This window comes from Rhizobium mulingense (genome assembly GCF_029194105.1).
Classification (GTDB): domain Bacteria; phylum Pseudomonadota; class Alphaproteobacteria; order Rhizobiales; family Rhizobiaceae; genus Rhizobium; species Rhizobium mulingense.
This window is the reverse complement of record NZ_JARFVE010000002.1, coordinates 398,398-424,051: the sequence shown is the minus strand read 5'-3', so window position 1 is coordinate 424,051 and position 25,654 is coordinate 398,398. Positions and strand designations below refer to the sequence as shown.

The following is a 25,654-nucleotide window of genomic DNA, read 5'->3' as shown; positions in this document are numbered from 1 at the left end:
CGTTCCTGGGCGGACAGGTTCGCCACCTGGCCGCCCTTTGCTTCTCAGGATGCGCTACGCCCTATTCGGCAATCGCCCATTTTTCCGGATGCGCCTGGTAAGGGCCGCCGCCGGGGGCAGGCGTCCAGACGAAGTCCTTCAGTTTGGCGGAGGCGACGCCATAACGTTTCGCCACCCAGAGCGGACCCCAGGGCAGTTCCTTGTTCATCACCTTGCAGACCTCCTCGTAGCGGGCCTCGCGCTTTGCGGCATCCGTCTCGCCAAGCGCCGCATCGAGAGCGGCGGTCAGCGCCGGCATGCGCACGCGGGCGACGTTCGGGCCGGCCGGCGGGATCTGCTTCTCGTTAAGGCCGACATTGATGCTGCCCGGGTCAGGGCCGTTTTGCAGGCCGGCATAAACCATCTGGAACTGTGCGACGTCGGGCGTCGGGTTGAGCACGATGCTGTTATAGGTCGGGGTGTCGACGGCGCGCGGCGTGACGTTGATGCCGACCTGGGCGAGCATTGCCTGGACCGCAGCCATGACATTGGCGGCAAGTGGCGTCGTGTAATAGGTCAGAAGCGTTATCGGCTTGTCGCCGTTGATCTGATCCCAGCCGGCTTCCTTCAGCAACTGCTTGGCCTTTTCCGGGTCGTAGGCATAGGTTTCGATGCCCTTCGGCACCACCTGGTCGGCGATATAGGCGCAGTTTGCCGGTTTGGCGGCGCCGCCGTAGAGGCTCTGGATGATCGCGTCGCGATTGACCGCATACATCACCGCCTGACGCACCCGGACATCCTTCCAGATCGGTGAATCATGGTTGAAGCCGAGATAGTTGACGACGAAGGAGTTGCCTTCGATGACGCGGAAATTCTTGTTGTTGTCGAAGGCCTTCAGGTCGTTCGAATCGACATAGGTGAACTCGATTTCGCCGGCGCGCAGTGCTGCAATCGCCGCAGCCGGATTGGCGAAATAGCGGTTGATGATCTTTTCCAGCGCCGGCTTGCCGCCCCGGTAATCGGTGTTGGCGGCAAGTTCGACATATTGATCGGTGACGTATTTGGTGAACTTGAACGGCCCGGTGCCGATCGGCGCGGTGGACCACCATGTATTCTTGGCGAGCTGGTCCGCCGGGATCTGTGACAGCGCGTGCTCCGGCAGCATCATCACCTTCGTCAGCGTGTCCATCAGGCTTGCCGACGGAGCCGACAGTTTGATGACCAGCGTCTTGTCGTCCTTGGCTTCGGCCGAGGAAACGGCGTTAAGGCGAGCCGCGAGAACCGAGCCGGTCTTGGCGTTCTTGGCAAGCTCGATGGTGAATTTCGCGTCCTTTGCGGTGAAGGGTTTGCCGTCATGCCATTTCGCATCGGCGAGCTTGAACGTGTAGGTCATCTGATCGGGACTGACCTCATAGGATGAGGCGAGCTGGCCGACGACTTTCTCGAGCTTCTCGTCATAGGTCACCAGCGGCTCGAAATAGACGCTGAGCCAGGTGAAGCCGCCGGTCGCGGCGAGCGGGTTGAAATTGCCCTGGAAACCGCCCGGCCCGACATCGAAGCCGCCCGACAGCGTGGCGGCCTGCGCCGGGCTGGTGAAGGCCGGAATAGTGGTCGTCGCCATCATCGCAGCTAGCGCGACGGCGGATGATAATCTGAACAGTCCTTTCATTGTGCTCCTCCCACATTGGCACTTTTCTTATTGGCGGCGATCACTCGGGAAATGCCGTCATAGTGGCGGTCCAGGCGTTTCTGCGCTTGCGCGACGTCCTTCGCCTCGATGGCATCGACGATCGCCACGTGATCCCTCCAGGTCGCGACGGGATCGACATTCTCCAGATTTACGAAATCCGAGGCCTTGTAGAAGGCGAGCCAGAACACATCGATCAGCCGGGCAAGGGTCTCGTTGTGCTGGCAGCGGAAGAGCAGGGTATGAAAAAGCTGGTCTTCGTCGGCAAAGGATTGTCCACGTTCGGCATGGACCCGCATGCGGTCCACCGTGGCGCGCAGCTCGGCGATATCGTCGTCGCCGATCATCTCGACCGTCTTGCCGATCAGGCCGACTTCGAGGGTCCGGCGGATCTCGATCACTTCCTCGATTTGGCGCAAGGCGCCGCCGAGGCCATAGGCGAGATTGTCGAGCAGCGGTTCGAATGAGAAGGCTTTTACGAAGATGCCGATGCCGCGGCGAGATTCCAGTACCCCCAGCGATTCCAGTGCCTTGATGCCCTCACGCAGCGAATTGCGGCTGACGCCGAGCTGGTTCGCCAGGTCGGATTCGGCCGGAAGCATCGTGCCGGGCTTCAATCCGTTGTCGCTGATATAGGCCCGCAGGCTTTCCTGCACGGACACGTGGAGAAGAGGCGCGCGGGCGAGAGGCTTCATGGATTTCAGCGACATGCCGTTCTCATTCGGTCTGCGGAAGGTAGTCAAAACATATCCACTTGTAGGATATCCGTCAAATGTATTTGCTGATCCGTCGGTGACCGCTTTGAGATCGCATGACGGCCTGCGAAGTGAAGCGGGCCGTCAAACTCCTGCCACATGCCCTGCATTAATTCGGCGCGACTGCGTATTTCTTAAATCGGAATTGATTTAAGGATAAGCCATGCAGCAGCTCAATGCGTTACCGCATCCCTGGCGCCTCTGAAAAGAGGTGCCCAAGTAACCGAGCCGATGGAGATCCGATGCCCGCAATCCTGCGAAAGAAATCTCATGGCGTCTCCACGCGGGCGCAGGTCATCGATGGCGCGGAGGATATCGGCGTCGCCTATCAGGTGTTTTCCGATACGGTGGTCGAAGACGTCGTCGTCAAGAACTCTCCGCGCGGCTTCAAGTTTCACAATGGCAAGAACCTTGTCGTCAGGCGCTGCGAAACGGAGAACGTCAGGGGCGACGGCATCTATCTGACCAAGACGTCGAACGTGCTTCTTGAGAACAACCGGATGGGAGAAGCACCGGGCGAGGGCGCCGATTGTTGTCAGTTCGCCTATCAAAACAGCGACGACAACATCAGTTCCGATATCGTGGTCCGCGGTAACCTCTTCCTGCAGTCGCCGACAAGCACGTCGAACAAGGGCGCGCTGGTCTGTGATAAAACCCGGAGATACCGCGTCGAGTACAACTTCATCGGCGGCAAGAATTTCTCCTTTTCGTCGATCGGCGACGATGCCGTGGTGCGCAGCAACATCATGCGCGACGGCAGAATGAACGACTATTCCTTCGGCTACGGCATCGGCGACAAGGCCGATCATGCCGGCCATCACCTCTACGACAACTGGATCGAGAACAACAATCGCGGCATCAGCCTGAGCGGCTTTTCCGACCAGGAGCGGGCATTTCGTAAGGATATCGATATCCATGACAACGTCATCAGCGGATGCGACATCGCCTTCTTCGCCAATCGTCCGTGGTCGGGCAGCCTCCGGCGCAACATATTTATGCGCTGCCGGCAGGACATCCTTTTGAAAGGAACGGGCGAAGCCACCGCCGGTCAGATCGATGGCAATTATCACAATGACGGCAGCTTCCTGAACATTACGCCGCCACCGCTTCGCTTCAACGCGGACGGCAAGGCATCCGTCGCCTCAGGGGAATGGACATCCGAACCCGATGAAATCGTCATCCAGTGGCGCGACAAGGGCGTGGATATCCCCGGCGCCAACCGGCCTTCCATTGCCGTCGAACCCGGCATGGAATTGTCTTGCGTGCTGCTGGCCCGCAAGGGCCGCAATTGGATGCTGGCGATTGCCGAGACTGCCTATGACGATTTCACGCCGCGCGCATGGCAGGAAAAAAAGCTGCCGTGGCAGAAGCGGTATCTCACGATCTGAGCATGCCCGGGCCCGGAACCAAAGACCGGCTTTGCCGTTGATTGCCATGCCCCACCGTATCGGGGAAACGGGACAGCCATGGCACGCCAGACATTCTGGAAAGGTTATCTCAAGCTCTCGCTCGTCACCGCCGCCGTCTCGCTGACGCCGGCGACGACCGAGAGCAACAAGGTGCGTTTCCACGTCCTCAATCGCCAGACGAAAAACCGTGTCGAAAGCCGCTATGTCGACAGCGTGACCCACAAGCCGGTGGCCGACAGGGATCAGGTGAAAGGTTATCCGCGTGGCGAGGACGACTATGTCCTTCTCGAAGACGAAGAGATCGAGGAGGTCGGGCTGGAAAGCACCCGCACCATCGATATCGACAGTTTCGTGCCGCGCGGCTCGATCGACTGGATCTGGTATGACAAGCCGCATTTCCTGGCGCCCGAGGACAAGGTCGGCGTGGAAGCCTTCTGCGTCATTCGCGAGGCGATGAAGGCGAACGACGTCGTCGGTATTTCCCGTCTAGTTCTCTATCGTCGCGAGCGCGCCGTGCTGCTGGAGCCGCAAGGCAAGGGCATCATCCTCTGGACCCTGCGTTATGGCGACGAGGTGCGCGAACCCCTGGCCAAAATCGACGACAAGGCAAAGGTCGACAGCAAGCTTTTGACGCTGATGAAACAGCTGGTGAAGGAAGAGACGAAGGATTGGAGCCCGACCATGGTGCAGGATCCGATCCAGAAGCGCCTGAAATCGATGATCCGCGGCAAAAAGAAGACCTTGAAGCAGGCCGCGCCCGCCAAAAAGCCGCCACCGGTGAAATCGACAGGCAACGTCATCAACATCATGGATGCGCTGAAGAAGAGCTTGGCGGAAGGCAACAGGAAGCCGCGATAATTCCTATCGCTTCTTTTCCAACGGTTTCGCCGCCGCGAAAAATCCATCCCAGGGATCTCCGGGCAAGGCGTCGAGCCGCGTCGGCGTATTGTCGACGGTAAAATAGGCCGGCCCGATGTCGGCGGTGAGTTCACTCCATTCCAGCGGCATGGAGACCGCCGCACCCGGTCTTGCCCGCGTCGAATAGGCCGCAACTGCCGTATTGCCGCGGCCGTTGCGCAGATAATCGATGAAGATCCTCCCCTTGCGCTTCGCCTTCGTCGCCGTCGCCAGATAACGGTCGGGATTGTCGGCCGACATGCTGTCGCCCAGCCATTTGGCAAATGCCTTTACCTGCACCCAGCCGGCTTTCGGCGTGAGCGGCGTCACCACATGCAGGCCCTTGCCGCCTGACGTCTTGACGAAGGGGGCGAGACCTTCGGCTTCCAGCCGCGCCTTCAATTCGTAAGCGGCGGCTATCACATCTTCCCACGCTACCTCTTCGCCGGGATCGAGGTCCATGGTGATCATGTCGGGCTTTTCCCAATTGTCGGTCGTCGTGCCCCACGGGTGGATTTCAAGCACGGCCGACTGCACCAGTGCCACGACACCGTCGAAATCGGTGATCCGCAGCAGCTTTTCACCCTGCTTGTCCTTCGGATCGATGATCTGATCGATATGCGGGTTCATGCCCTTCCAGGCGTGTTTCTGAAAAAACCGCTGACGGCCATTGATTCCGTCCGGCAGACGCAAGAGCGCCAATGGGCGGTTCACGACATAAGGCGCCATGAAGCGCCAGACCTGGGCATAATAGTCCGCCAGCCCCTCCTTGGTAACACCCTCGTCCGGCCAGTAGATGCGGTCGGGGTGGGTGAGCGTCACAGCGGCTGTCGGCAGTGGGCGGGCTGCGGTCTGTTCTGTCTCGCGCGTGACCTCTTTGGCGAGCTTGTCCTCGCGCAGTCCGCGGAAGGCTGCATGACGCAGATTGCCGTCGGCCGACCAGGCGCGGAACTCGACTTCGCCAACGAGCTGCGGCTTGACATAGATCAGCCCACGCCGCTCCTCGGCGGTGAGCTTGTCGTCGAATGAGTTCTCATTCTGCGCAAGGCGTGACAGTTTCTCATAGAGCATCTGCGCGGTTGCCACCGTGTAGCCGGTGCCGACCCGCCCGACATGCTTGAGCTCGCCACCCTGATAGTAACCCATTGCCAGTGAGCCGATCGCATTCTCCATCGATGTCGACGGCACAAAGCCGCCGATAACGAATTCCTGCCGCTGCGAACACTTCGATTTGATCCAATCGCCGTTGCGTCCCGAGGTGTATTTACTGTCGCGCAGCTTGGAGATCACGCCTTCGAGGCTGAGCCGACAGGCATGATCGAGCACCAGGCCGCCGCGTTCGTTGAAATGCGCGCTGTAACGCAGCCTGTCATTATCGGCAGGCAGCAGGCTTTCCAGCAGATGCTTGCGATCAATGAGCGTGGCATCAACCAGTTTGTGACCGTCGAGATGGAGGAGATCGAAAGCATAGAAGACGAAGCGGTCGTTGCGACCCTCGCTCAGATCGCGCTGGAGCGCTGAGAAATCCGAAGCGCCGCTATCGCGCTCGACGACAATTTCGCCATCGATCACCGCCGAGTGCACCGGCAGCGCGGCAAAGGCGTCGAGCACATCCTTGCCGAATTTTGCCGTCCAGTCGAGGCCGCTGCGGGTCAACATACGGACCTTGCCGTCCTCCACCCTGACCTGCAGCCGATAGCCGTCGAACTTGATCTCGTGGATCCAGCGATCGCCCGCCGGCGGCTTCGGTTTCAGCTTGGCGAGCGCCGGTTCGATGAAGTCGGGCATTACGCCCCTGCGCGCGCCTTTAGGGCGTTCGTCGGATACTGACGGCCTCGCCTTTTGTGCCGGCTTCTTGGCGGCAACCGCCTTGCCGTTTCCGGATTTGGACTTCCAGGTCGCATCGGGGTTCTCCGCCACCTCCTCGAGTTGCCGACCGGTCTTGGCCGATTCAGGCCGTTCCTCGAGAATGTCGCCGTCATGGCGCGCCTCGGCGTCATCCCCCTTGATCAGCAGCCAGTTTTCGCGCTTCTCGCCGGGCCGGCCGTGCATGCGCACGAGATGCCAGCGTCCCTTCAGCTTCTCGCCATCGAGCTCGAATTCCAGATGGCCTTTCCGATAGGACTTGTGAACGTCGCCGAGCGGCGTCCAAGTGCCGCGGTCCCAGACGATGACGGTGCCGCCGCCATACTGCCCTTTCGGTATGATACCTTCAAAATCGCCATAGGACAGGGGGTGGTCTTCGACATGCACGGCCAGGCGCTTCTCCTCCGGGTTGAGGCTCGGCCCCTTCGTCACCGCCCAGCTCTTGAGCACCCCATCCATTTCGAGCCGGAAGTCATAATGCAGCCTTGTCGCATCATGTTTCTGGATGACGAAACTGTTGCCTGTGCTGCGGCCCTTGCGCCCGCGCGGCTCCGGGGTGAGTTTGAAATTGCGCTTCGCCTGATAGGTCTCGAGTGCCATCTCAGCCTGCCTTCTTCCCTTGGCTGTCGCTGCGCGCCGGCGCCTTCTTCGTTGCCGGCCTCTTCTTCCCCGCGCTCTTGCCGCTCAATTTCGCACTCTGGCGCAGCGCTTCCATCAGATCGACCACCTTGCGTTCCGGCGCCGGTTTCTTCTTCGGCGGCGCCCGGCCCTCGATCTTTGCCTTGACCAATTCGACGAGGGCAGCTTCGTAACGGTCCTCGTACTCACTCGGATCGAAGCTGCCATGTTTGGTTTCGATGATATGCCCGGCGAGCTCGAGCATTTCCTTGTCGAATTTGATATCGGGAATGTCCCTGAAGACGGTGTCGGCCGAGCGGACCTCATAGTCGAAGTTCAGCATGGTCGCGATGATGTGGGTGTCATGCGGCCGGATCAGCAGCGTTCGGTTGCGCCGGAAAAGCACAGCTTCGGCCAGCGCCGCCACCTTGGCGTCCCTCATGGCCCCGATGATCAGCGACAGCGCTTCTTCATCATGCTCATCGACGGGGGCGAGATAATAGGGACGGTCGAAATAGAGCTTGTCGATATCGTCATAGGCGATGAAGGCGTTGACATCGAGCACCTTGTCGCTCTCCGGCATGATCCAGTCAATCTCGTCGCCTTCGATGACAATGTAATCACCGTTCTCCATCCGATAGCCCTTGACCTGGTCGTCGCGCTCCACCGGCTTGCCGGTCTCGCTGTCGACGAACTGCCGTTCGACGCGATGGCCGGTCCTGCGATTGATGATGTTGAACGAAACGCGGTCGGAGGAGGAAACGGCGGTATAGAGCCCGACGGAGCAAGCAAGGTCGCCTACCTTCAGATGACCTTTCCAGCTTGCCCGCGCGGCCATTCCATCCTCCGTGACAAATCAGAGCCGACCACTGCTTTTGTCGGTTTCGAGCTCCTGAAACGCCCAGCCGCCATCGGGTGAAGGATAGGCGAGCAGCGCGTCGCCGTCGCCGATTTTCTGACGTGACGCGGCGTCCTTGGCGCGGGCGATCGCTTCGTCAGCCGTCGCGTAGGTCTCCGACAGCGTGTCGCCGAGCTTGTAGGCCCAGCCATTGTCATGCGGGACGACCTGATAGGTGATATCGGCCATTTCGGATCTCCTCTTCTTCGAACGCCTTTTACGCAAGTCGGGCCCCAGGACCGCTGCGCAGCTTGGGTTCTAGTTCCGATTTGGTTTGCGCCTTTCATCGAGGGCGATGATTTTCTCGAGCGAAGCGATATCCTCGCTGGTGACGACGGGAACCGGATCGGCCGCAATCGCCTCCAGCACCTCCTGCGAGATAGCGCCGTTGCGGATCGCCCATTCCAACGTTTCGCGTGTTTCCCGCTCGGCCTTCAGTTGTGCATAGAGCGCAACGATCAGCCGGTCGCGGGCATCCATCCGCCGGTCTTGACGATCCATCTTGCGGACATGCGGCATCCCAATCCACCCTTGTTGCTGATTTCGCTCAGGTGTAATCAACTGATGGCGGATGGAAAGGTTCCGCTATCGGAGACCACCGGCGCCGTTGCCGGCCGGTGCGGATTGTCCTATCTCTGCGAAGCTGTTGTCAGAGGATTCCTTCATGGCTGATCTTAAGGCTCGCCCTCGTCCGACCGGCGCCAACGCCACTCTCGGCCGCACCGGTTTTCCGCATGTCACGTCTACCACGAAGGGCGAGATCGATATCGTCACCGCGCCGTCGCAGCCGGGCTTCAGCCCGCTCGATCTGCTCTATGCCTCGCTCTCCGCCTGCCTCGTGCTCAGCGCCCGCATCGCCGCCAGCCAGATCGGCGTTCTCGACAGGATCAGCGAGATCGCTGCCGACGTCACCGGCGAAAAGGCGACGGAAGGGCTTTCACGCGTTGCGAAGTTCAACATCGTCTTCTCGATCAAGGGCGATGTCGACGAGGAGACACGCAGCAAGATCGTCCGGGCCGCCGAAGAGGAAATCTGCACGGTCAGCAACACCATCCGCGGCAATCCCGAATTCTCGACGACGATCTCGAGCTGATATGCACACATAGACAATCGCAAACGGAGGATTGCGCGGGCAATATCCCGCTTCTATGCTCAAGCCATCGAAGCAACGGTCTCGGCCATCATGCAGCCCAAGCCTCTGCCGACGTCCGGAACACCTGTCGTCGCCATCATCGGCGGTGGTGTCTCCGGCGCGGGCGTCGCCTATCATCTCGCCCGGGCGGTGGACGACGCCCATGCCGCCATCGTCGTCTTCGAGCCGCGCGCCGAGCTCGGTCGCGGCCTGGCCTATGACACGGACGACCCGGCCCACCGCATCAATGTTCCGGCCGCCAAGATGAGCCTGCAGCCTGACGACCAGGGCGAATTCCAGACCTGGATCGACGCCCGCGACGCCGTCGCCTGTGACCCCGAGGCAAGGCGCTCCGACGGCCAGATCTTTCCCCGGCGTCGGCTCTTCGGCGACTATGTTGCCTCCCTGCTGAAACCGCTCATGGACGACGGCAGCGTGCGCCATTGCCGTGCGGCCGTGACCCATGTCGAGCGCCATGCCGGCCGCTGGTCGATCCGCGACGACAAGGGCGGCCTGACCGAGGCCGATATCGTCGCGATCGCCACCAGCCACCCGCCGCCGGTCGCTCCCGGACGGCTTACAACCCTTCTGGCCGCCCATCCCCGTTTCGTAGCCGACACGACGAAGCCGGGCGCGCTCGACGTCATCCGTCCCCACGACCGGGTGCTGGTCATCGGCAATGGCCTGACCGCCGCCGATGTCATTGCCTCGCTTGCCGAACGCGGACATGATGGTCCGGTGACGGCGATCTCGCGCCGTGGCCTGCGCTCGCGCGGGCATGCGCCGGTGCCGCAGCCTCTCTATGGCGATTTCGTTGCCGATGCGGCTCATTCCGCCGTTTCGCTGCTGGCGGGGATCCGCGCCGCCATAGACGCGGCGAAGGCGCAGGGCATAAGCTGGCATGGGGTGATCGATCAGGTGCGGGCGCAGGGATTTGATCTCTGGCAGGCGCTGCCGATGGCCGAGCGGCGCCGTGTCGTCCGCCATCTGCGTGCCTATTGGGATGTGCATCGCTTCCGCATCGCGCCGCAGGTGGAAGCCGTGCTCGATGCGGCGATCACTGCCGGTCGTCTCGAAATCCTCGCCGCCTCGGTCGCCGATGCGCGCATCGAAGGCGAACGCATTCCGTGCACCCTGCAGCCGCGCCACCGCCGCCCGCCGTTGGAGCGCAGCTACGACGCCGTCGTCGTCACGACCGGGCCGGCCCATGGCGGCATTCTCGAAACCCAGCCCTGGCTCTCGGCGCTCGCGGCAAGCGGCCACCTGTCGCTCGATCCCACAGGCCTCGGCCTTGCCTGCACCGAGCGCTCGGAGGCGATCGGCCCGTCGGGGGCCGCGGACCCTTCGCTCTTGATCTCCGGTCCCTTGGCGCGCGGCACCTTCGGCGAGCTGATGGGGCTGCCGCAGGTGACTGAGCATGCTTTCTTCGTCGCGTCCGAAATCGCCTCGAAGCTGCGACTGGCTGCGTCGAATGCGCATCCTGCCTGATTTTCCATTTCGATGTCGCTCATCGACTGTCCCCGGCGGTCGACTTCTGCTACGCACTCGGCAATCAGTGGCCCGCTGCCGGTGTTCGGACGGCGATCGGAAATATCGAGATCATGTCGCAGACCGCTTCCACCCTTTCCGAAGCCTCGCCTTCCAATCGTCTCGCTCTTGCGGCGCTCGTTCTCGGCGGGGCGGCGATCGGCGGCTCGCCGATCTTCGTGCGGCTTTCCGAGGTCGGGCCGATGGCCACCGCGTTCTGGCGCGTAGCGTTGGCGCTGATCCCGATCTTCATCGTCTCGCTGCTGAAGAAGAATGCCGGACCCAGACCGCAAAGCCTTGCCGACCACGGCATGCTGGTTCTTCCGGGCGTCATGCTGGCGCTTGACCTTGCCGCCTGGCACCTTTCTCTCACCATGACGTCGGTCGCCAACGCGACGCTGCTTGCCAATCTCGCGCCTGTTTTCGTCACGTTGATCGCCGTCCTGTTTTTCAGGGCGAGAACCAGCGGCGTCTTCCTGTTGGGGCTGCTTCTGGCGCTTGCTGGGGTCGTTATTCTGAAGGGTGGTCCGGCAGGGCTCGGCAATGGCGATTTAAGCGGCGACGGCGCCGCGATGGTCGCCGCCTTCTTCTATGCCTGCTATATCCTGGCGATCGGCAGGCTGCGCAGCCGGTTCGATACGATCCGCATCATGCTGTGGAGCACGGCATCGGCTGCCGTCTGCATCTTCCCGATAGCCTTCTTCTTCGAAGGCCAGATGCTGCCGGCGACCGTCTACGGCTGGTCAATCCTCTTCGGCCTCGCCTTTATCAGTCATGCCGGCGGGCAGGTGGCGATCACCTATGCGCTGGCCTATCTGCCGCCCGCCTTTTCATCGCTGACGCTGCTGCTTCAGCCGGTCGTCGCCGCAGTCCTCGCCTGGGCGCTGCTCGACGAGGCGATCGGGACGATGCAGGCGCTAGGCGCCGCAGTGGTGCTCGCCGGCATTATGGTTGCCCGAATGGCTCGCTCGGCGGCTTGACCGCTTGCTGCTCCAGCGGCGGGGGATCTTCGCCCATTCTCTGGAGCAGCCACTTCTGGATGATCGGCACATCGGCATCGCCGAGGTCGTGACCGCCGGGGATGACGTCGGAATCGACGGTGGCGCCCGAACTCTTCAGCCTTTCCTCCAGCTCGCTCGCATATTTGCCGTAGGCATCCGTCTTGCCGCTGATGACGAGCAGGTCCGTGCCCTTGAGGTCGGCATGCGGGTAGTCGCTGAGTACAGGCATGGAGCGCAGCAGCACCGCCTTGTGAACGAGGTTCGGGTGCAGGTAGAGCAGCGAGTTTAGGAGGTTGGCGCCATTGGAATAGCCGACATAGACGATCTTCTTGGGATCGAGCCCGTAGGATTTGACGGCGCCTTCGATGAAGGCCGCAAAGGCTTCGGCCTCGGTCCTGATGTCGTTCTGGTCGAAGGAGAAGGGGGTGATGCGCTTGTACCAGCGCGGAAAACCCTCTTCGGTCGCGCGGCCCCGCACGCCCATCAGGGTTGCGCGCGGCGCCGCCTTGTTGAGGAGCGGCATCAGCGTCGTCTCATTGCCGCCCGAGCCGTGCAGGAGCACGAAGACACTGCCATCGGGATTCGGCGGTGTATAGAAGCGATGGACGAACGGCAGCTCGCGGTAATTGATGCGCGGCTGGCCAGGCATCGAAAATTGCGGCAGAATCACCTTGAGATCGTTGAGATTGGTGATCGCTTCCGGCGGCGCGAAGAGCTTGGTGCCGAGGGCCGCATGCTCTTCGTCAACAGTCATGCCGGGCTTGTCGGTTGCAAGCTCCACCAGCGTGCCGCCGGGCTCGCGGGCATAGAGCGAGCGGAAATACTTGCGGTCGTGCATGTTGGTCGGCGATGCATCGGTCTTCTCCAGCGCCTTGGATACCGAACGCAGCGCCTCCTCGTCGGCAGCCCGGAAGGCGACATGATCGACGGTGCCGGTTCCCGGCGCGCCAGACCAGAAGCCGCGCGCATCGCGCACATCGATGACGTCGCCCGATTGCGATACTAACCTGTCGATCGTGCCGCGGTTGGCCTGGAAGCGGTAGCCGAAATGGCCTTCGAGGAAGCTGCGGCTCTCCGCCGGCTTTTCCGTCAGCATCGTTGCGCCGCGCACCCGCTTGACGGCATGCTCGACCGGGATCGAGGCGCCGTCCCAGACGGTCGGCAATGTGAGGTCCTTTGCACCCGCGAGCTTGAGGATGATATTGTCGGGGTCTTTCAGCCTGAGGACAGGCTCACCGAATTCATCGGCGGGTCCCTCCGAACGCAGGCCGAAGCTCATGGCGCGCGTCAGCCAGTAGCCGATGCTCGCCGGATCGATCGCCAGCGAAATTTCGCTGATCTGGCCGTAACCCGCCCGGCCGGGCGCGCCATCTTCCCAGACGAGGAAGCTGACGAGCGAACCCGGCGTACCTGCCGAATCGCCGTAGAAGAGATGGAGCTGCGTCGCATCCTCGTAGCCGGCCGTCTGCTTGACGAGGCGCATGCCGAGAAAGCCGGCGTAAAAGTCCACGTTTGCCTGCACCTTTCGGGTGATGGCTGTAACGTGATGTATGCCTGATACCATCGAGAGCAGTCCTGATTGAAGCGGCGTCGTCAGGAGCGCGAGTATGAGAGCTGCGAAAGTCATACCGTTGCCAATGACCACCGCTTAGTTTTGTTCCGCACAAAGCGCAAGCGAATCGCCGCGCTGCAGCAGTTCCAAATGATCGACATCTTCGAGCGCCTCTTTCAGTTGCTGCAGGGTCGGCGGCTTCACCATATAGGCGCGCGCGCCGAGGTTTCTGGCCCGCTGCATGTCGGTCTCATCGCTTGAGGTGCTGAGAATGCAGACGGGAATCCGTTTCAGACGGGCGTCGGCCGACAGTGCGTTCAGCACCTCGAAGCCGTCCATGATCGGCATATTGATGTCGAGCAGCATCAGGTCGATCTGCGGCAGGTCGGCGATGTCGGCGCGCTCTTCGAGTAGCCGCATCGCCTCGCGTCCGTTGGTGGCGACATGCAGGTTGAAGGTCACTTTCTCCCGCCGCATCAGCTTGATCTTCAGAATCTGGATGTCGGCCGGGCTGTCTTCGACGAGCAGCACTTCGGCAAGCCTGCCGGAACCTCCGCTTGGCTGCTCTGCAGGCTTTGCGCTGGGCGGAACGGCCGACGCGGTGGGCGCCGCGGGCCGCGCCGCAGCGAGCGGAATTTCGACGATGAAGGTGGCGCCGGGCCCCTTCTCCGGTTCGTACCAGATCGCGCCGCCGTGCAGCTGAGCGATGCGGCGGCAGATGGCAAGGCCGAGCCCGGTTCCCTCGATGCCGCGGCCGACCAGCCGCTTGAACGGCTGGAAGATCAGCTCGCGGTGCTGGGGATCGATGCCCGGCCCGTTGTCACGCACCATCAGGCAGCAGGTATCTCCCTGCGCTTCGCCCGAGATCGTCACCTCCGGAGCTTTTTGATCGCAATAGCGGATGGCATTCGACACTAGGTTCTGCAGTAGCTGGGTCAGCAGCGTCGCATCGCCCATGACCTCCGGCAGAGCCCCGCGAATGATCGCGGCGCCGCGGCTCTCCATCTGCTGACGCAAATTGTCCTCCACCTGGTTGAGCACATCGGACAGCGCGACCGGCGTCAGCTCCGGCCCGCCATAGGCTTCGAGCTTGGTGAAACCCGAGACCTTGACGATCAGGTCTTCCATATGGTCGGCGGCGCTCAGCACATAATCGAGCAGTTCCCGGTCTTCGGCCGGAAGTGCCGCGGAACCGTGCAGGATGCGGCTGAAGGATTTTATCGTTCGCAGCGGCTCTTTCAGATCATGGGCCATGGCGCGCGTGAAGATCTCGAGCGATTGCCGCTTCCGCTCCAGCTGCGCTTCCAGCATGCCGTGCATGATGGCGTTCTGGATGCAGCGATGCAACGTTTCGGGCGAAAGCGAATCTTTGGTGAGATAGTCGCGCGCGCCGGCTTTCATCACTTCGACGGCGACGGTCTCGCTGCCCTGGCCGGTCAGCATGATGACATTGGCGGCAGGATCGTCCTCCAGTAGATCGGCAAGCACGCCGAGCCCGTCGCGCCCCGGCAGCGAATAGTCGAGCAGGATGCAGTCCGGCCGCTTGCGCCCGTTCAGCGCAAGTCCCTCTTGGCCGGTTTCCGCCTCGACGACGGTGTAAATGGTGCTGGAGATGCGGCCCAATATGCGACGATAGACCTCGCGATCATCGATATTGTCGTCAATGATGAGAATGCAGCAGTCTTCCGCCAAACCGTCAATCCTCGAGCGGCAGGATCGCGATTTCGAACCAGTATTCCTTCAGTCGCTGGATCGCGGCGAACAGGCCGTCGAGATCGACCGGCTTCTGCACATAGGTATTGGCGCCGAGCGCATAGCAGCCTTCGATGTCGCGCTCGTCGTCGGAGGTCGTCAGGATCACCACCGGAATCTTGCGCCAGCCGCCGTTCGACTTGATCGCCTCGAGCGTCTTGCGGCCGTCAAGGCCGGGCATGTTGAGATCGAGCAGGATCAGCCCGGGTTTCGGCACCATCGTCGCGAGCATGTCGAGCGCTTCCTGCCCGGAGGCTGCCCAGCGGATCGAGTTGCGCAGGTTGGTGCGCTTGAAGGCGCGCATCGTCGCTTCGAAATCGTCTTCGCTGTCTTCGACGATGAGGATCGGTTGCGTGTCACGCTGCTGCATTCTGCCCCTCGCGCCTTCTTCCCAGGGTGAAATAGAATGTCGTGCCGACGCCGACTTCGGATTCCAGCCAGATATCACCATTGTGCCGCGCGATGATCTTGCGGACGAAGGTGAGGCCTGCTCCGGTCCCGTCGTCGGAATCCTGCGACTTTTCGAGACGTTTGAAAATGCGGAAAATGTCCTCATGGAATTCCTGGGGTATGCCTTTGCCGTTATCCCTAACGAAAAACACGTTGCGGGCAACCGTGCCGTCCTGACCGACATAGCGTTCGAGATAGCCGATCGAGACCAGCGGCGCCGGCTTGTCGTTGTATTTGATCGCGTTGGTGATCAGATTACGGAACACTTCGGTCAGCCGCGGCGCGTCGCAGACCACGTCCGGCAGCCGGCCGTCGATGACGACCTTGGCATGCCGCTCCTCCAGCAGGAGCTCCATCGTCGCGACCACATCCTTGACGATCAGACCGATGTCGGCGCGTTTGACCGCCAGCTGCTGTCGCCCGAGCCGGGAGAAGTAAAGCAGGTCGTTGACGAGCTTCTCCATGCGTTGGCTGAGACGCACCAGGCGGTTCAGCCGGCGCACGCCGTCATCGTCGAGCTTGTCCTGATAGTCCTCGAGGAGAAAGCGGGAATGGTTGTGCAGGCCGCGCAGCGGCTCCTTCAGATCATGCGAGGCGATATAGGCGAATTCATCGAGGTCGTGGTTGCTGCGCTCGAGTTCGGCGGTATAGGCCTCGAGCTGGGCAAGCGTGGTTTTCATCCGCTCTTCCTGCCGCGCGCGCTCGCTGATGTCGCGAACGATGCCGACGAAGGTCTTTGTCTCACCGCTTCGGACGACGCTGATGGACACCTCGATCGGAAAGACGATGCCGTTCTTGCGCCGCCCGGAGACCATGCGCGTCGTGCCGATGATGCGCTCCTCGCCGGTCTGCCGGTAATGGGCGAGATAGCCGTCGTGCTCGGAATGATAGGGCTCCGGCATCAGCATCTTGATGTTCCGGCCGATCGTCTCCTGCGGGGAATAGCCGAACATGCTTTCGGCCGCCGGATTGAAACTCTTGATCGTCCCACGTTCGTCAATGACGATGACGGCATCGGGCGTGCTGCGCACCAATGCGCCGAAGCGGATGCGTTCCGCCTCGAGATTGTGGTGGTTGCGCAGGAAATAGAAGACGAGGATCGCGATCAGCCAGAGCGTGGCGGCGGTGATCGTGCGGTTGGCGATCTCCTGCCAGAAGCCCGCTTCGTCGTGCCGGACGGCGAGGAAGCCGAGCATCAGCAGCACGGTGCAGGCAAAGGCGAAGAAGAGCGGCGCATTCCTGTTGCCGAACCAGAGGGCCGTCAACACCAGCGGCACGTAGAGAATGCCGTTGGCAAGGCCAAGCGGCGTATAGAGATCGACAAGAAGGCCGGTGAAGCAGACCGCCGCCGGGATCCAGAGCGGGATCTGCGCCCGGTTTGCCGGCTGCAGCCACCAGGAGCGGGCAAGAAGGCCCGAGCCGAAGAACACCAGGCCGATCGCCGTATGCAGCGCCATCGCCGCATAGGGGCCCCAGCGGTAGCCCTGTTCGGCATCGGTGACATAGCCGGCGAGCGCGATCATGCCGAGCGTGATGACGACGTAGCTGGTCAGCTCCTGTACCACCTGGCTTTTCGACGTCTCGAAGTGGAGGGAGAGCAGCAGCGAAAAATTGGCGATCAGGAAGATCAATGCGGTGTTGGGGCCCATGCCGCCGCCGATCTCGGCGATGAAGTCGGGCGGAACCAAGAGGTGCGAGATCAGCATATCGACATTGTGGGAACGCCGGCCGAGCATGGCGATTTCCACGAGCCGGGTCGCCGCGATCGCCGCCGCAAACCCCGCCATGACCGTTGCCGCCATGCGAAAACCGCGGCCGGCCAGCGTCGAGGCGGCAAGCCCGACGCCGGAAAGCACGAAACAGAGGGCGGTGTTGAATGCCATCGACGGGAAGCCGGGGATCAGCGAGATGACGATCGCGATCTGCAACAACCAGCCGGCCAGTGCACTGGCGCCGAGAAGCAACATCAGGCAGCCGACAGCAATCGCGAAGGCGCGGTAGCGCCGCCTTCGCTGATCCTGCAGGTCCACGTTGCCCTTATCCTGCACCCGTGTATCCTCCTTCGGTTCGCGCGGCCATTTTTTCCGAAATCGAGGAATACTCAATAGGCAGGCGAAGCCGTCGCCGCGCTTTTTGCGAAATGATTTTTCGATAAGACAGATCGAATTTTCGTGAAATCGCGATATCGTGAGATCGAAGGACGGTGAGGTTCATCGAACAATATCCAAATCATGGTGCTGGATGCCTACCATCGTGTACGTCGACGACAGCAGGGATGATCTCTTCTATCTCGACTATATCCGCAAGAAGCAGCAGATAGACGTCGATCTGTTCTGTTTTTCGACCGCCGAGACAGCGCTCGAGGCGCTGAAGCAGCGCGTGGCCGAAGGCTGGGCTCCGCCGGAGCTGTTGATCGCCGATCTCTACATGCCGCTCGACAGCGGCATCGGTCTGCTGAGCAGGCTGCGCGGCGACGATCGGTTCAGCACGATGCGTCTTGCGATCTGCAGCGGATCGGATGCCGATGAGGATCGCGCCCGCGCGCTTGAAGCCGGTGCCGATTATTACCTCGAGAAGCCGCTTGACCTTGCCGCGATCGTTCTCAATCTTGAAGTGTAGGAAACGACAAAAACCGGATGGTGCGTTTCCTCGCGTTCGTCCGGGCGATATGACAAACCGCAATTGACAAGGCCGAGTGTGCATCCCAAGATGCAACCGAAACGAAGCGGACGGAATTAAAAATAAGCGCTGAGAGAACCGAATGGACCCGCGTTCGCCGCCACGAACTTCAGCCAACCCCTTAGCTGAATGGGCTTATCGGCTCTCTCGCGCTTACGTCTGGCACTGCCTTCTCGCATTCATGGATGTTGGACGCGTGAAGATTTACGATACCCAGGTAAGAAGTACTGCCCCTCAGTATAACCTGCCCGCGCATCACCTGTAGTTGAGATAACTGATGATTTCTGCTTTGCGTACCGAAAGTCCCCGTTTCGATATCTCTCATCAACCGTCTCGCAATTTTTGTAGCTCTTCGCGTTTAGGACGTATATCCCAAGATTTGGGGATCGGGGGAGAGGAAGATTGGGAATGAGCAATGCCGCGGCAACTCCCTTTCATGCCGGGCCGGAGCTGAGCCGGGCGATCAACCGCACCGATTTTTTCCGTCTGCTGAAAGCGGCGGCACGGCATTATCACTTCGACAATTTCGCGCTTGCCCGCATTTCCGAAGCTTCGGCTCCTTTCGGGGAACGCGATGTCGTCATCACCAATGTCCACGAGCGCCGCGTCGGCCTGTTCATCGCGACATTAAAAGAGGCGCTCGGGACGGTCCGGGCAAAGAGCGCCCAGTTTCTGGCAACGCCGGTCCATGGCAGAAGTGCCGAGCCGGATACCTATCCCTCCGATCGCCTGTTCAACGAGTTCCGCAGCGGCGTCTTCCTTTTCATTCCGCTGTTCACGCCGGAAGGGCGGCGATATTGCCTGGTGCTGAGCGGCGAGCGTGAAGAGCCGGATCAGGGCGAGATCGCCGACCTGCTTCTCGACGCCATGCGGATTTTCGATAAGCTCTACGAGGAAATCCTGACGCATGAAATGTCCGGACGGCTGACCCAGCGCGAATCGGAAATTGTCAAATGGACGAGCGAGGGCAAGACCTCGGCGGAGATCGCGATCATACTTGGTCTTTCCGAGCACACGGTGAATTCGCATATCACCGCGGCCGCGCGCAAACTTGACGCGGTGAATCGCGTCCACATGGTGGCGATCGCCCTGAGAAACGGTTTGGTGTCGTGACAGTGGACTTCGGGACTGGGGAAAATGAGATGACCAGTGAAACGGTCCGAAAGAATGCGGTAAAGGTTCTCTTTGTCGACGACGAGTTCATTGAATTCCGCGCGCTCAAGAAGAAGATCGCCGATCTCTCCGAACCGCTGGTCGAAGTCGAATATTCGCCGTCGATCGGCGACGCGCTGGAAAAGATCCGCGCGGCGCGCTTCGATCTCATCCTGCTCGACAACCGCCTTCTGCCCAATGCGGATTTCCGCGAAACCGTGCCCGAGCTGCGCGGCATCGGCTATACCGGCCCGATTGGCGTTGTCTCGACCGATATATCGGGCGGCTATTTCCAGGAGTTTCCCGATTACGGCGTCGACTTCCGCATCGGCAAGGATGAAATCGACGCCCAGACGCTGCAGCACATCATCCGCGAATATGTGACCTATGACGTCCCGGATTTCTGGAAGGACGATTACAGTATCTAATGTATCTCGCCCGGACGTGTGTAGCGGTTCCGGGACAACGACATGCATAAAAACAAAGGGCTTTGCCTCAGGCAATCGGGAGGCGGATGGTGAAGCGGCTGCCGCTTTCGTCCGAATGTTCGAGGCCGATATCCCCGCCAAGCGCCTTAAGAAGCTCCTGCGCCGTCGTTAGGCCGAGGCCGGCGCCGGGGGCTATACCCGCCTTCGGCAATTTCCAGAACGGCTCGAAGATTCGCTCCCGATAAGCGGGATCGATGCCCGTTCCGTTGTCGGAAATCCGGATCAACAAGTTCTCCCCCTCCTGCTCCGCCGTGATCGCCACACGCGGCGGCGATGAACTGCGATAGGTGAGGGCGTTGGAAATGAGCTGCCGCAGCACCAGGCTGAACAGGGCAGGGTCGGTGCGGATGGAGGGCAGGCCCCGGCAGGCAAGCGTCGCGTCGCGCGCCCCAGTTTCATCGACCAGCTCGGGCCAGATGTGTTCGGCCAGCGCCTGTAGGTTGACCTCTTCGGGCGTGACCTGCGGCGCCCCAGCGGCAAGGCTCATCAATGCCTTGGTGAGCCGTTGCGCGGTCTGCGCCTTTTCCATGATCGTCCTGAGGTTCTGAAGCTGTTCGCCGTCAAGCGTCTCCTCAAGATCGTCCAGCAGCAGTTCGGCATACATGGCGATATGGCGAAGCGGCGATTGCAGATCGTGCGAGGCGGTTGCGAGAAAACGCTTGATGCGCTCTTCGTTTTCGCCGGTGGTCTCAAGCGGTCTCGTCGGGTTGGGTGACATCTGGCGGCTTCCCCGATCTCTGCTGCGTCCGTCGCGTGCCTTTCTCAGACGCGCGACGGGTGCTGTAATCTCTTGAATTGTTGCATAATTTTATCCTGGCAATAGGTAACAATAAAAACAGGGCGCCGGCTCTGCAACCGGCGCCCTGTTCAAGGATGCGTTAACGACCCGTTTCAGCTCGCCGACTTGCGCGAGCGGCCCTCTTCCGGCGGGATGATATCGACGCCAGCGTCGGTTGCCGGCGCCTTGGCATGGCGGCGGCGCCAGTCGCCGAGGAAGAGCAGGATGGGGGCGGCAATGAAGATCGACGAGGCGCCGGCCACCAGAATGCCGAACACCATCGGGATCGCGAAGCTCGAGACGGCGCTGCCGCCCCAGATCGCCATCGGCACCAGCGCGAGGAAGGCTGTCGCGTTGGTGTAAAGGCTTCGCGCCAGGGTCTCGTTGATCGACTTGTCGATGATCTCGCGCAGCGGCATCGACTTGTAGAGCCGCATATTTTCGCGCATGCGGTCATAGACGACGACCTTGTCGTTCACCGAATAGCCGACCAGCGTCAGGATCGCGGCGATGGCCGTCAGATTGAAGTCGAGGCCGGTGATCGCGAAGAAGCCGATCGCCTTGGTGACGTCGAGCACCAGCGTAACGATGGCGCCGACGGCGAACGGCCATTCGAACCGCACCCAGATATAGATCAGCATCGCCAAGCTTGCGATCACCACCGACAAAATGCCGGCCGAGGCAAGCTCGCCGCTGACCTTTGGACCGATGACGTCGGTGCCTTCGACAGTGGCGGTCGGATCGATCTTGGCGACTTCGGCCTTCAGCTTGGTGACCGCAGCGGTCTGCGCCTCTTCGCCGCCCTCCTGGCGCTGCGCACGAACGAGAATGCTGTTATTGCCGCCGAAGGACTGCAGCGTGATTTCGCCGAGGCCGAGACTGTCCAGGCCTTCTCGGAACTTCGCCAGATCGGCCGTCCCTTGGGTCTTGACGGACATCTGGATGCCGCCGCGGAAGTCGACGCCATAGTTGAGGCCGGGATGAATGAACAGCACGACGGAGGCGATAGAAAGAAGCGCCGAAACGGTGACGCCGAAGAAGCGCGCCTTCATGAACTGGATATGCTTGTCGTAAGGGCTGAACGGGATCAGCGGCCGGATGTTCAGCACCTTCATCTTGCTGCGGCGGGTGATCTCGATCATCGCGACGCGCACGAAGGCGACCGAGGTGAACATCGAGATGATCAGGCCGAGCGCCATGGTCACGGCAAAGCCGCGCACCGGTCCCGAGCCGAACCAGAACAGGATGGCGGCCGCGATCAGGGCCGTCATGTTGCCGTCGATGATGGTCGAATAGGCGCGGCGGAAGCCGGTGTCGATGGCGGCGAAGGCGCTCCGGCCCTTGCGCGTTTCTTCGCGGATGCGCTCGTTGATCAGAACGTTGGCGTCGACCGCCAGACCGATGCCGAGAACGACGCCGGCGATGCCCGGCAGCGTCAGCGTTGCGCCGACCAGCGTCAGCGCCGAGAAGGTCAGGATCGTGTGGATCAGCAGCGCCACGTTCGCCAGGATTCCCCAGGTGCCGTAGAGCACAAAGATGAAGGCTGCGACGAGGACAAAGCCGACGATGCCGGAATAGATGCCCATCCTGATGGCGTCGGCGCCGAGGTCGGCGCCGACGGTACGCTCTTCGATGACCGTCAGCTTGGCGGGCAGGGCGCCGGCTCGCAGCATGGCGGCAAGCGTCGTGGCGCTGTCGGCCGAGAAGTTGCCGGAGATCTGGCCGGATCCGCCGGTGATCGGTTCGCGGATGACGGGTGCGCTCAGCACCTTGTCGTCGAGCACAATGGCGAAAGGATTGCCGACATTCTGCCGGGTGATTTCGGCAAAGCGGGTGGCGCCGGCGCTGTCGAAGCGGAAGCTGACGATCGGCTCATGCGTGTTCGGATCGAAGCTGACGCGGGCATCCGAAAGACGGTCGCCGGAGATTTCGACACGGTCGAGCACCGGATAGGACCGGCCTTCGTCGTCCTGCATCATCGTCACGCCGGGGCCGGGCTGGTTGTTCGGCGACAGCATGTGGAACGACATCTTGGCCGTGGAGCCGAGAAGTTGGCGCAGCCGCGTCGGATCTTGCGCGCCGGGCAGCTGCACGAGCACGCGATTGGCGCCGATACGCTGGATGGTCGGCTCGGAGACGCCGACCTGGTCGACGCGCTGGCGGATGACTTCCAGGCTCTGCTGGACGGCATTATCGACATTGGCGGAGATGCCGGCCGGCGAGAAGCCGACGGTGATGGTGGCGCCGTTGGCGGTGACGGCGAGATCCGCCTGGCCGGCGCTGAGGCCGGTGCTGATCGGATTGGCGAGCGTCTTGAGTTCGGTGACGGCCGCATCGCTCTGCGCGGCATCGGCAAGCGTCACGACGATCTGGTTCTGGCTGCGCACGACGGCCTTCGGCTGGATGCCCTTTTCGCGCAGCACGCGGCGCGCGTCCTGAAGCAGCGATTGCAGCCGCTCCTTGGTCAGATCGGCTTCGTCAACTTCCAGGACGAGGTGGGAACCGCCGCGAAGGTCGAGGCCGAGCGACACCTGCTCATGTGGAAGCCAAGCCGGGAGGCGTTGGAGGGTGGATTGCGGCAGGATGTTCGGCAGAGCGATCAATAGGCCGATCACGATGATCACCGAATAGGTGAACACCAGCCAGGGTGAATTGCGCATGTTGTATTCCTTAGATAATCGAGGGCCGGCGCTCGGGCGCTGGCGGCATGTCATCAATGCTCGGAAGCGCCGCTCGGCGCAATGTCAGGCGGCGGCCGGCGGTGCGCGCGGCTGATGGGCGCTGAAAACTGAAGCATGAAGCGGAGCTTCGAATGCCGGGAGAGGGGAGGCCCTGTTCCAGCCGGCGAAATCGAGGGCCGGGCCAGCGGCAAGGGCAGGCGACCCGGCGTCGTAGGCGGCCTGTTTCGGCGCAAGCTTGCGCTCGGCGGCAAGCACCCCGCGCACGGCATCGCGCGCGCTCAGCTGCGGCGGCTGCGGCTCGCGGCCCGGCGAGGAAAGCGTGTTGACGGCGGTCGCCGGCGCGATGACGAGATTGCCACCGAAAAGCAGCCCGATATAGGCAAGGATGGCGAAGAGCAGGGAAGCAGCGATACGGTTCGTCAGACGGCGCTGGTCCAGCTCCATCTCCTCCGTCCCGGCGATGTCACTTCCGTATCGGCTCAAAAGCGCGCCAATCTTTCATTTCTTTCCGGCGGAGGGTCATCCGTCGGGGCAATTGTATCAGGCCCATGATCGTCTTCATAGGCCACACTCTCATGATGCACTTGGGCGAGCCGGTCAACCATGCCCAGTGCGATTTCGCATTCGCCCATGATAACGGTGTCGGCGCCATATTGCTTCAGCGCATCGACTTCGGCGTCGGAATGGGCGCGGGCGACGATGAGAATGGATGGATTGGCGCTGCGCGCCTGCTCGGCGATGCGGCAGGCTTCGAAGGCGTTCGGGATGGCGATGGCAATGCTGCGCGCCGCCGGCAGATTGGCGAGATCGAGCGTCTCCGTGGCCGCTGCATTGCCCAGGAAAGCTTCGATACCCTGGGCTTTCAGCTCGCCGATACGCTTGTCGGAATCCTCGATGACGAGGAAGGGCGTGCCCGCCGATTTCAGGTTCTGCCCGACGATTCTGCCGACCCGCCCGTAACCGACGACAATGGCATGGCCGTGGAGGCCGCTCGGATGCACCTCGTCGTCTTCAGTCGGCACCGCTTCTTCAGCGGGTACCACAGCGGGCTCGGCTGCGCTCTCCTGACGTTTTGCCCCTTCGAGCCACGGGCGCATGCGGTCGCAGAGGAAGAACAGCAGCGGATTGAGGATGATCGAGATGATGGCGCCGGCCAGAATCAGGTCGCGGCCTTCCTCCGGCAACAGTCCGAGGTCGACGCCGAGGGCGGCGAGGATGAAGGAGAATTCGCCGATCTGGCCGAGGCTCGCCGAAATGGTCAGCGCCGTGGCGAGCGGCCTCTTGAAGACGAGCACGATCAGCAGGGCGGCGACTGATTTGCCGATGACGATGATGAAAATGGTGGCGAGGATCGGCAGCGGACTGTCGATCAGGATATTCGGATCGAACAGCATGCCGACCGAGACGAAGAAGAGCACGGCGAAGGCATCGCGCAGCGGCAGGCTTTCCTGGGCGGCGCGATGGCTGAGCTCGCTTTCGGCCAGCACCATGCCGGCGAAGAAGGCGCCGAGCGCCAGCGACACGCCGAAGAGCTTGGCCGCGCCGAAGGCGACGCCGAGCGCAATCGCCAGCACGCCGAGCCGGAAGAGCTCGCGCGAGCCGGTATGGGCAATGCGATGCATCATCCAGGGAATGAGCTTGCGGCCGAAGACCAGCATCAGCGCCACGAACAGCGCCACCTTCACCAACGTCATGGCGATCATGCCGCCGATGCCGAGATCGAGGCCGAACAGGCGGTTCAGCCCCGCCGAAAGCGGCTCGGCGGGAGCATGACCTTCGTCGCCGATGCCGGCTGCCGCCGGGATCAGCACCAGCGCCAGCACCATGGCGAGGTCCTCGACGATCAGCCAGCCGACGGCGATCCGGCCGCGCTCCGTCTCCACCAGCCGCCGCTCCTGCAGCGCCTTCAACAGCACAACGGTGGAGGCAACCGAAAGCGCCAGGCCGAACACCAGGCTGCCGCCGGTCGGCCATCCCATGAGGGCGCCGAGCCCCCAGCCGAGCAATGTCGCGAAGCCGATCTGTGCGATCGCGCCGGGCAGCGCGATGCCGCGCACCGACATCAGGTCTTTCAGCGAGAAATGCAGTCCGACGCCGAACATCAGCAGGATAACGCCGATTTCGGCAAGCTCCGGCGCAAGGTTCTGGTCGGCCACGTAACCCGGCGTATGCGGTCCGACCAGCACGCCGGCGACCAGATAACCGACGAGCGGCGGCATGCGCAGCCGATGGGCAAGTGCGCCGAAGATGAAAGCCAGCACGAGGCCGCCGACGATTGTCGAGATCAAGGGCGTATCGTGCGGCATTACCGTCTCCCGCTCTGGAAATCCTGCGCTCAATATGACATATATGG

The 25,654-nt window shown here is 61.9% G+C and carries 22 protein-coding genes; 8 read left to right on the top strand and 14 right to left on the bottom strand.

Features of this window, described 5'->3' with window-relative positions:
- Nucleotides 1-61: 61 nt before the first annotated feature.
- Both PYR71_RS02175 and PYR71_RS02170 read right to left on the bottom strand, forming a co-directional pair.
- A complete protein-coding gene (locus tag PYR71_RS02175; RefSeq protein ID WP_275618055.1) occupies nucleotides 62-1,648 on the bottom strand; it encodes an ABC transporter substrate-binding protein in 1,587 nt (528 codons plus the stop codon).
- On the bottom strand, nucleotides 1,645-2,376 hold the full coding sequence (locus tag PYR71_RS02170; protein WP_275618054.1) for a FadR/GntR family transcriptional regulator: 732 nt from the start codon (nucleotides 2,374-2,376) through the stop codon (nucleotides 1,645-1,647). Before PYR71_RS02170 ends, PYR71_RS02175 begins: the two co-directional genes overlap by 4 nt.
- A 287-nt stretch (nucleotides 2,377-2,663) precedes the next feature.
- On the opposite strand from PYR71_RS02170, the gene PYR71_RS02165 reads away from it, so the two are divergent.
- Together PYR71_RS02165 and ku (PYR71_RS02160) are read left to right on the top strand one after the other, a co-directional pair.
- On the top strand, nucleotides 2,664-3,809 hold the full coding sequence (locus tag PYR71_RS02165; RefSeq protein WP_275618053.1) for a right-handed parallel beta-helix repeat-containing protein: 1,146 nt from the start codon (nucleotides 2,664-2,666) through the stop codon (nucleotides 3,807-3,809).
- A 78-nt stretch (nucleotides 3,810-3,887) separates the two neighbouring features.
- A complete protein-coding gene (gene ku, locus PYR71_RS02160) occupies nucleotides 3,888-4,688 on the top strand; it encodes a non-homologous end joining protein Ku (protein WP_275618052.1) in 801 nt (266 codons plus the stop codon).
- Between the two features lie 3 nt (nucleotides 4,689-4,691).
- On the opposite strand, the gene ligD is transcribed toward ku (PYR71_RS02160), so the two are convergent.
- The 4 genes from ligD to PYR71_RS02140 all read right to left on the bottom strand — a co-directional run bounded on the left by ligD (nucleotide 4,692) and on the right by PYR71_RS02140 (nucleotide 8,628).
- Nucleotides 4,692-7,193 carry a DNA ligase D gene (ligD, locus tag PYR71_RS02155; protein WP_275618051.1) on the bottom strand — a complete coding sequence of 834 codons (2,502 nt, stop codon included), beginning with the start codon at nucleotides 7,191-7,193 and terminating at the stop codon, nucleotides 4,692-4,694.
- Between the two features lies 1 nt (nucleotide 7,194).
- A complete protein-coding gene (ku, locus tag PYR71_RS02150) occupies nucleotides 7,195-8,049 on the bottom strand; it encodes a non-homologous end joining protein Ku (RefSeq protein WP_275618050.1) in 855 nt (284 codons plus the stop codon).
- An 18-nt stretch (nucleotides 8,050-8,067) separates the two neighbouring features.
- The gene (locus PYR71_RS02145; protein WP_183914488.1) at nucleotides 8,068-8,298 is read right to left on the bottom strand and encodes a DUF2188 domain-containing protein; all 231 of its coding nucleotides are present in this window, start codon (nucleotides 8,296-8,298) and stop codon (nucleotides 8,068-8,070) included.
- A 69-nt stretch (nucleotides 8,299-8,367) separates the two neighbouring features.
- A complete protein-coding gene (locus PYR71_RS02140; protein WP_097582477.1) occupies nucleotides 8,368-8,628 on the bottom strand; it encodes a hypothetical protein in 261 nt (86 codons plus the stop codon).
- A gap of 145 nt (nucleotides 8,629-8,773) precedes the next feature.
- On the opposite strand from PYR71_RS02140, the gene PYR71_RS02135 reads away from it, so the two are divergent.
- From PYR71_RS02135 to PYR71_RS02125, 3 genes are all read left to right on the top strand, one after another.
- Entirely contained in the window at nucleotides 8,774-9,202 is a 429-nt protein-coding gene (locus PYR71_RS02135) for an OsmC family protein (RefSeq protein WP_183914489.1), read from the top strand.
- Nucleotides 9,203-9,244: 42 nt separating this feature from the next.
- Nucleotides 9,245-10,729, top strand: a complete 1,485-nt coding sequence (locus PYR71_RS02130; RefSeq protein ID WP_275618449.1) for an FAD/NAD(P)-binding protein — start codon at nucleotides 9,245-9,247, stop codon at nucleotides 10,727-10,729.
- A gap of 113 nt (nucleotides 10,730-10,842) precedes the next feature.
- Nucleotides 10,843-11,748 carry a DMT family transporter gene (locus PYR71_RS02125; RefSeq protein WP_275618049.1) on the top strand — a complete coding sequence of 302 codons (906 nt, stop codon included), beginning with the start codon at nucleotides 10,843-10,845 and terminating at the stop codon, nucleotides 11,746-11,748.
- Here the strand turns inward: PYR71_RS02125 and PYR71_RS02120 are convergent.
- From PYR71_RS02120 to PYR71_RS02105, 4 genes are read right to left on the bottom strand one after another with little or no spacing between them, the layout of a single operon-like run.
- A complete protein-coding gene (locus PYR71_RS02120; protein WP_275618048.1) occupies nucleotides 11,714-13,396 on the bottom strand; it encodes a VOC family protein in 1,683 nt (560 codons plus the stop codon). The genes PYR71_RS02125 and PYR71_RS02120 overlap by 35 nt on opposite strands.
- Before the next feature lie 21 nt (nucleotides 13,397-13,417).
- Nucleotides 13,418-15,013, bottom strand: a complete 1,596-nt coding sequence (locus PYR71_RS02115) for a response regulator (protein WP_275618047.1) — start codon at nucleotides 15,011-15,013, stop codon at nucleotides 13,418-13,420.
- A gap of 4 nt (nucleotides 15,014-15,017) precedes the next feature.
- On the bottom strand, nucleotides 15,018-15,443 hold the full coding sequence (locus PYR71_RS02110) for a response regulator (protein WP_183914495.1): 426 nt from the start codon (nucleotides 15,441-15,443) through the stop codon (nucleotides 15,018-15,020).
- Complete coding sequence (locus PYR71_RS02105; RefSeq protein WP_275618046.1) at nucleotides 15,430-17,571, bottom strand: sensor histidine kinase; 2,142 nt, start codon at nucleotides 17,569-17,571, stop codon at nucleotides 15,430-15,432. Before PYR71_RS02105 ends, PYR71_RS02110 begins: the two co-directional genes overlap by 14 nt.
- Nucleotides 17,572-17,764: 193 nt before the next feature.
- On the opposite strand from PYR71_RS02105, the gene PYR71_RS02100 reads away from it, so the two are divergent.
- The 3 genes from PYR71_RS02100 to PYR71_RS02090 all read left to right on the top strand — a co-directional run bounded on the left by PYR71_RS02100 (nucleotide 17,765) and on the right by PYR71_RS02090 (nucleotide 19,782).
- The gene (locus PYR71_RS02100; RefSeq protein ID WP_275618045.1) at nucleotides 17,765-18,142 is read left to right on the top strand and encodes a response regulator; all 378 of its coding nucleotides are present in this window, start codon (nucleotides 17,765-17,767) and stop codon (nucleotides 18,140-18,142) included.
- A 468-nt stretch (nucleotides 18,143-18,610) separates the two neighbouring features.
- Nucleotides 18,611-19,315: a helix-turn-helix transcriptional regulator gene (locus tag PYR71_RS02095; RefSeq protein ID WP_275618044.1), complete on the top strand. Its 705-nt coding sequence runs from the start codon at nucleotides 18,611-18,613 to the stop codon at nucleotides 19,313-19,315.
- A 29-nt stretch (nucleotides 19,316-19,344) separates the two neighbouring features.
- The gene (locus PYR71_RS02090) at nucleotides 19,345-19,782 is read left to right on the top strand and encodes a response regulator (protein ID WP_010022093.1); all 438 of its coding nucleotides are present in this window, start codon (nucleotides 19,345-19,347) and stop codon (nucleotides 19,780-19,782) included.
- Nucleotides 19,783-19,849: 67 nt separating this feature from the next.
- Here PYR71_RS02090 and PYR71_RS02085 read toward each other — a convergent pair whose 3' ends face one another.
- From PYR71_RS02085 to ybaL, 4 genes are all read right to left on the bottom strand, one after another.
- Nucleotides 19,850-20,560, bottom strand: a complete 711-nt coding sequence (locus PYR71_RS02085) for a sensor histidine kinase (RefSeq protein WP_275618043.1) — start codon at nucleotides 20,558-20,560, stop codon at nucleotides 19,850-19,852.
- A 173-nt stretch (nucleotides 20,561-20,733) separates the two neighbouring features.
- Nucleotides 20,734-23,280 (bottom strand): protein translocase subunit SecD, encoded by a 2,547-nt coding sequence (secD, locus tag PYR71_RS02080; RefSeq protein WP_275618042.1) that lies wholly within the window; start codon nucleotides 23,278-23,280, stop codon nucleotides 20,734-20,736.
- Nucleotides 23,281-23,364: 84 nt separating this feature from the next.
- On the bottom strand, nucleotides 23,365-23,745 hold the full coding sequence (locus PYR71_RS02075; RefSeq protein WP_275618041.1) for a hypothetical protein: 381 nt from the start codon (nucleotides 23,743-23,745) through the stop codon (nucleotides 23,365-23,367).
- Nucleotides 23,746-23,780: 35 nt separating this feature from the next.
- Nucleotides 23,781-25,607: a YbaL family putative K(+) efflux transporter gene (ybaL, locus tag PYR71_RS02070; RefSeq protein WP_275618040.1), complete on the bottom strand. Its 1,827-nt coding sequence runs from the start codon at nucleotides 25,605-25,607 to the stop codon at nucleotides 23,781-23,783.
- Between the last annotated feature and the right edge of the window lie 47 nt (nucleotides 25,608-25,654).